We start from the raw sequence: 5787 nt of genomic DNA on the forward strand, positions 1-5787 counted from the left end.
GTTCCAGGGGAGCCAGGGCCAGCGGCGCGGGGGCTTCTTTCTTCTTGACGAACATGGGCGGCGACCTTGTCTCGAATTGGCTCTTGGACGGCCGACGCAGCAAGATCGAGGCCGTTCCGGGTTACTGGGCGTCCTCGACGCGGGTGCTCGGGCGGTCGTCGCCGTCCGACAATTCCTGACGCCAGACCGCGTTCTTGTCCTCGTAGGTGATGCCGACGTCCTCGCCGGGCAGGGTCTGCTCGCCGGCCGCGCGCTTGGCGGCGGCCAGCGCCGCGTCGTGGCTCGGGAAGGTCTCGGAGAAGGTCTCGCCCACCTTGTAGGCCCAGCCGCCGTCGTGCTCGACGAGGGTGTAGGTGACTTGGGTCATGATGCGTCTCCGATGGCTGAAGCAGGTCGAACGGACCGCCACCATGGGCGGTTCCGACGGCGCTGTCTTGTCGGAAAGGGCGTGGTGATGTGCGCAAAAAGGGAGTTGCGTCGAGGAAATCAACCAATAGTATTGTGATTGGGTATCGGCTAGTGGAGATTGCCCTTGTTTGATCCTCATAACGTTATGCGTTATAAATGATCGTGAGCTTTGCTGACCGCGAGACCGAACGCGTTTGGGAAGGTGGTCGTTCGCGGCGGCTGCCGGGAGATATTCAGGCGACGGCCATGCGCCGCCTTCGTTCATTGGACGCTGCTGAGCATCTCGACGATTTGCGCTTGCCGCCGGGCAATAGGCTGGAGGCGTTATTAGGCGATCGGCTCGGTCAGCATTCGATGAGGATCAATCAACAGTGGAGGCTATGCTTCCGTTGGAGTGGTGGACATGCCTACGACGTCGAAATCTGCGACTACCATTGAGATCGATCCGTCGGATTGGCTGCCCAACCCCACGCCCGGCGACATCCTCTTGGAAGACTTCCTAAAGCCGATCGGCATGAGCCAGAACGCCCTGGCGCGCGCGATCGGCGTGCCGCCCAGGCGGATCAATGAGATCGTGCTCGGTAAGCGGGCGGTTACCGCCGACACCGACCTTCGCCTGACGCGCTATTGGGGAATGTCAGAGGGCTTTTTCCTCCGCTTGCAGAACAGCTACGACCTGATGGAGCAGCGCCGAAAGATGGGCGCGGAGCTGGAGAAGATCACGCCTAGGGCGGCTTGAGACGGGCCAAGATGCGTTCGAGACATTTCAAATGAACCGACCTCCCCGGCGAACGCCGGGGCCCAGATTCATCCTAGTGCGGCTGGGGATGATGCGACATCGGTCGGGACCGAAAGCCTGGGCGCCAGTGTGTTCGATCTGGATCCCGGCGTTCGCCGGGAAGGTCGGGTTTCTGGAGAGATGTTAGAGGCTGCTTGCGGCCCTGGGCGGACGTCTAATTGCGTCGAAAGCGATCTAATAGTCTTTAAAAGCTGTCTCTTGATCGCCTAGTTTCCGTATGAAATATTGACAGGCAGAAGCTCAAGACTAGGCGGACCGGATGCCCAAGAACCTAAAAGCCCGTTTCCTGCCGATTGTCGTTCTTACTGCCGTCATGCCGGCTATTTTAATGCCGGTTATGGTAAGCAGTCATGTGCCAAGCGGCCTAATCGGCGCCACGATGGGCTTCTCAATAGGCCTTGCACTTGTCGGCCTTGTTTGGATGTTAAAGCAAAAACGCCGCTGCTGACACAAGGTCATCCGTCTACGCCCAAAGCAAGACGTAGCAAAAATAGGTGTGTACGTTCGGTTTCCTCAACTTCCCCGTTGGGATTGATAGTATCCTTCCGACCCTAGTCGACCTGACGCAATAAACACCGTCATTCCCGCCCTTGTGGCGGGAACCTCTCTGTCCGCCGCAAGTGCGGCAGTGGCGGACTGCCAAGCAGTCCGCTTGCATCTCACGTGCAAGTTAAATCAGGGGTTCCCGCCACAAGGGCGGGAATGACGGGAGTTATTGAGACTCGATTGAGGGGCCCGCTCCCCACCCTTCACGCACCCCAAGGACGTCCGCTCTCCGGATGCACACCCCGCGGCGAAAACGTTCGCAATCCCGGCCGTAGCCTCGCCCCGCGCCTGGACCCATGTCCCGACAACACCCACCCGGCCCCGCCCAAAGCAAAACACCCGCCTCCTGGGAGACGGGTGTTTCGAACCATCAGCTCAGCGGGCTCGGCGATGACGCCGCCGCGCCCTACGCCACCTTCACCCGCGCCGCGCTTTCCGGCAGGTCCGTTCCGAACGCGCGCTGGAAGAACTCGGCCACCGTGGGGCGCTCCAGTTCGTCGCACTTGTTCAGGAAGGTCAGGCGGAAGGCCAGGGCCACGTCGTGGTCGAAGATCTCGGCGTTCTGGGCCCAGGTGATCACCGTGCGCGGGCTCATGACGGTCGAGATGTCGCCGTTCATAAAGGCGTTGCGGGTCATGTCGGCGACGCGGACCATGGCGGCCAGGGTGCGCTTGCCCTCGGCGGTGTCGTAGGACGGGTTCTTGGCCAGCACGATCGCCGCCTCGACGTCGTGCTCGAGGTAGTTCAGCGTCGTGACGATCGACCAGCGGTCCATCTGGCCTTGGTTGATCTGCTGGGTGCCGTGATAGAGGCCCGTCGTGTCGCCCAGACCGATCGTGTTGGTCGTGGCGAACAGGCGGAAGTACGGATTGGCGCGGATGACGCGGTTCTGGTCCAGCAGGGTCAGCTTGCCGCCGGCTTCCAGCACGCGCTGGATCACGAACATCACGTCCGGACGCCCGGCGTCGTATTCGTCGAACACCAGGGCGATCGGGCGCTGCAGCGACCACGGCAGAATGCCTTCGCGGAATTCGGTGACCTGCTTGCCGTCCTTCAGGACGATGGCGTCCTTGCCGACCAGGTCGATGCGCGAGACGTGGCTGTCGAGGTTGACGCGAACCAGCGGCCAGTTCAGGCGCGCGGCCACCTGCTCGATGTGGGTCGACTTGCCGGTGCCGTGATAGCCCTGGACCATCACGCGGCGGTCCTTGGCGAAGCCGGCGCAGATGGCCTTGGTCGTCTGCGGATCGAAGCGGTAGGCGCTGTCGATTTCCGGCACGTGCGGGTCGCGATGGCTGAAGGCCGGGACCTTCATGTCGCTGTCGACGCCGAACGCATCGCGCAGCGTCACCCACTTGTCGGGGACCAGGGTGATCAGCGGATCTTGGGCGGAGCTGGTTTCGGCGAACTCGGGCATGGCTACCCGATATAGCCTTGACGCGGGGGTAGGGAAGAGGGCGCCGCGCGGCGACGCCCTTTCCGAGGCCACTTTTTTAGCGGTCGGCCAGAATGACCGAGGCGATCACGCCCGTGGCGACGGCGGCCAGGACGTATTGGTCATTGACGCGATGCCAGCGATAGCCGCGGGGCGGCGGGCGCAGATGATGGGCGCGCCAGTCGCTCACATAATAGGCGTTGCCGCGCCAGCGCGGATCCAGGCGCTCGCCCCGGTTCCAGCGACGATGGTCGTGGCGCCAGTCATCCCGTCGATCGTCGCGGCGCGCCTGGTCGAAACGGCCTTGCTGATAGGCGCGGTCTCGGCCGTCATAGCGTCCGTCATGACGATAGTCCTGGGCCGAGGCGGCGCTGGCGGCGCCGCCCAGCATCAGCAGGGCGACGGAAGTGGTCAGTATGCGTTTCATGTCGGGTCTCCTTTCGAGAGGTCGCGAGCCTAGGCGGCTCGACATGGTCCCGACTTGAACGGCTAGCCTCGGCTTAAGTTCATGTTTCGAATAGGAAATCATATTTCAGGTTGTGGTCTGGAGCCGTCATCGTCTTGATCCGTATCGACTTTCGGGAGCTGCTCGGCGCCGCGCGGCGCGAGTTGGGCGTCACCTCCGCCCTGCTGGTCATGGCGCTGGGCGCGACCAGTTTTCTGGCCATCGCCGAGGATGTCTCCGAAGGCGGGACCCACCGTTTCGACCGCTCTGTCCTCTCGGCCTTGCGAGTCGATGGCCAGCCCCATCAGCTGGTCGGACCGCCCTGGCTGCACGTGGCGGCGGTCGACATCACCGCCCTGGGCTCGATCACGGTGCTGAGCCTGGTGATCCTGCTGGCCTTCGCGCTGCTGGCCTCGCTGCGGCGCTGGGCGGAGGCGCTTCTGCTCGCGGTCGGGGCCGGCGGAGGGCTGCTGATCAGCCAGGGCCTGAAGCGGCTGTTCGAGCGCGAGCGGCCCGACCTGGCCTATCGCGCGGTCGAGGCGGTCAACGCCAGCTTTCCGTCGGGCCACGCGATGCTGTCGGCCGTGGTGTTCCTGACCCTGGGCGTGCTGGCCGCCCGCTACGCCGACCGGCGGCGGGTCAAGGTGCTGGCCGTGGTCTCCGCCGTCCTGGTCAGCCTGCTGGTCGGCCTGAGCCGGGTCTATCTGGGCGTCCACTGGGCCAGCGACGTGCTGGCCGGCTGGAGCGCCGGCGCGGCCTGGGCCATGGCCTGCTGGCTGGCGGCCTATGTCGTTCAGCGTCGTTTCAGGCCGCCTTCGGCTTCGGACGCCACCTGAGCTCCAGCGTGGTCCAGACCGCGCCGGCGAAGTCGCCCAATCCCACCGCCAGCCAGGCCTTGGGCAGCCAGTCGGCCAGGACGAAGGCCCCGATGATCACCAGCGACAGCACCCGCAGCACCACGGACGCGCGCATATAGGTCCGCTGGCCGGTCCAGCCGGCGACGTGATAGCCCATCCCATAGGCCAGCAGCACCAGCCCCGTGAACCGGACCCACGGCAGGCTGGCGGCCTCGACTGGCGATTTCAGCAGATGCAACACCGGGTGCGGCGCGATCGCCAGCGCCAGGCCGGCCGTCGACACCAGGACGCCCCAGGTCCAGATGCTCCAGGGCTTGCCGAACGGCACCGGTGTCACCGGCGTCGGCGCCTCGGTCGGCGCGCGCCACTCCGGATCGCTGTCGGTCATCGAAAAGGGCCCCTGCTCGCCGCGCGCCGGCGCGCGACAATGCCCATTCGTCGGTTGCGTCGCAAGGCGTCGAAGCGGCCGCTAGAGCGTGAGGCTGAAAGTGGGAACCGGTTTCAGCTTATCTCACGCTCTAAGCATTTGATTTAGAGCCTTTTTTGCGCCTGAAATCGATTCCGATTTCAGGCTAAAGGCTCTAGAGGATCCGGGGATCGCTCAGCAGGCGGCGGGCGGCCTGGAAGGCGGCGTCGACCAGGCTAGCGTCCACGCAGCGCGCGTCGTCGCCGGCCGCGTGGTGGAAGCGATGCGCGCCGAAGACGCCCGCCACGCGCGTATAGCCGGCGGCCGCGATGTGGGTCAGCTCTCCGGCCGCGCCGGCGCCCAGCGGGTAGGGGGCCTCGAGACCCGCCAGACCCTTGAACGCCGCGCGGCAGGGCGCGACGAGGTCGGGGCTGGCCAGGAGGAAGCGCTGGGGATCGGCGCTGGGCAACGGCGCCAGTCGGCCGCCCAATTCGTGCCAGTCGCGCGCGGCCAGGTTGGCGCCGAGGTGGAGCCAGAAGCGGGTCTGGTCCGGCGGCGGCGCGGCCTTGTCCAGCAGGTGCTCGGCGCCGAGGTTTTCATACTCGTGGCCGCTGTTGCAGACGAAGGCCAGATCGACGGGCAGGTTGGCGCGACTGGCCCAGTCGGCCAGCATCATCCACGCCGCCACCCCCGGCCCCCGCTCGCCCGCGCAGCCAAACCAGCCCGAGCGCGGGGTCGACACCACCAGCCAGCGGCCTCTGCCGCCGTCCTTTCGCCCGATCAGGTTGAAAGTTTCCCGACGACCGCCCTGGCCGGTGATCCGCAGCACGCCCCCCGCGCCCGAACGGGCCGCCTTGATCAGGGCCGGCGCGTCCTTCGGCGCCTTGGCCG

8 protein-coding genes and 2 pseudogenes are annotated in these 5787 nt (G+C 65.5%); 4 read left to right on the plus strand and 6 right to left on the minus strand.

The features are described from left to right. Positions 1-121 precede the first annotated feature (121 nt). Positions 122-367 (minus strand): DUF2188 domain-containing protein, encoded by a 246-nt coding sequence (locus FCU40_RS22230; RefSeq protein ID WP_168077974.1) that lies wholly within the window; start codon positions 365-367, stop codon positions 122-124. Positions 368-564: 197 nt separating this feature from the next. On the opposite strand from FCU40_RS22230, the gene FCU40_RS22235 reads away from it, so the two are divergent. Continuing rightward, the gene (locus FCU40_RS22235) at positions 565-846 is read left to right on the plus strand and encodes a type II toxin-antitoxin system RelE/ParE family toxin (RefSeq protein ID WP_168077976.1); all 282 of its coding nucleotides are present in this window, start codon (positions 565-567) and stop codon (positions 844-846) included. Beyond that, on the plus strand, positions 812-1147 hold the full coding sequence (locus FCU40_RS22240) for a HigA family addiction module antitoxin (protein ID WP_168077984.1): 336 nt from the start codon (positions 812-814) through the stop codon (positions 1145-1147). Before FCU40_RS22235 ends, FCU40_RS22240 begins: the two co-directional genes overlap by 35 nt. Here FCU40_RS22240 and FCU40_RS22245 read toward each other — a convergent pair. Further along, a pseudogene (locus FCU40_RS22245) lies at positions 1134-1320 on the minus strand (hypothetical protein); the annotation flags it as partial. The gene FCU40_RS22240 and the pseudogene FCU40_RS22245 sit on opposite strands and share 14 nt — an antisense overlap. A gap of 146 nt (positions 1321-1466) precedes the next feature. On the opposite strand from FCU40_RS22245, the gene FCU40_RS22250 reads away from it, so the two are divergent. Next, positions 1467-1655 (plus strand): hypothetical protein, encoded by a 189-nt coding sequence (locus FCU40_RS22250; RefSeq protein ID WP_168077978.1) that lies wholly within the window; start codon positions 1467-1469, stop codon positions 1653-1655. Between the two features lie 504 nt (positions 1656-2159). Here the strand turns inward: FCU40_RS22250 and cobS are convergent. Together cobS and FCU40_RS22260 are read right to left on the minus strand one after the other, a co-directional pair. Continuing rightward, positions 2160-3170: a cobaltochelatase subunit CobS gene (gene cobS / locus FCU40_RS22255; protein WP_004622030.1), complete on the minus strand. Its 1011-nt coding sequence runs from the start codon at positions 3168-3170 to the stop codon at positions 2160-2162. Between the two features lie 76 nt (positions 3171-3246). Continuing rightward, complete coding sequence (locus FCU40_RS22260; RefSeq protein ID WP_168077980.1) at positions 3247-3615, minus strand: RcnB family protein; 369 nt, start codon at positions 3613-3615, stop codon at positions 3247-3249. 134 nt (positions 3616-3749) lie between these two features. Between FCU40_RS22260 and FCU40_RS22265 the strand changes: the two genes are divergently transcribed. Beyond that, positions 3750-4469 carry a phosphatase PAP2 family protein gene (locus FCU40_RS22265; RefSeq protein ID WP_168077982.1) on the plus strand — a complete coding sequence of 240 codons (720 nt, stop codon included), beginning with the start codon at positions 3750-3752 and terminating at the stop codon, positions 4467-4469. Here the strand turns inward: FCU40_RS22265 and FCU40_RS22270 are convergent. Together FCU40_RS22270 and FCU40_RS22275 are read right to left on the minus strand one after the other, a co-directional pair. Next, positions 4438-4878 carry a hypothetical protein gene (locus tag FCU40_RS22270; protein WP_004622022.1) on the minus strand — a complete coding sequence of 147 codons (441 nt, stop codon included), beginning with the start codon at positions 4876-4878 and terminating at the stop codon, positions 4438-4440. The two genes, FCU40_RS22265 and FCU40_RS22270, sit on opposite strands and share 32 nt — an antisense overlap. A gap of 193 nt (positions 4879-5071) precedes the next feature. Continuing rightward, positions 5072-5787 (minus strand): annotated as a pseudogene (locus FCU40_RS22275) (hypothetical protein); the annotation flags it as partial.

It is taken from the genome of Caulobacter sp. SSI4214 (assembly GCF_012184455.1).
Classification (GTDB): Bacteria; Pseudomonadota; Alphaproteobacteria; order Caulobacterales; family Caulobacteraceae; genus Caulobacter; species Caulobacter vibrioides_E.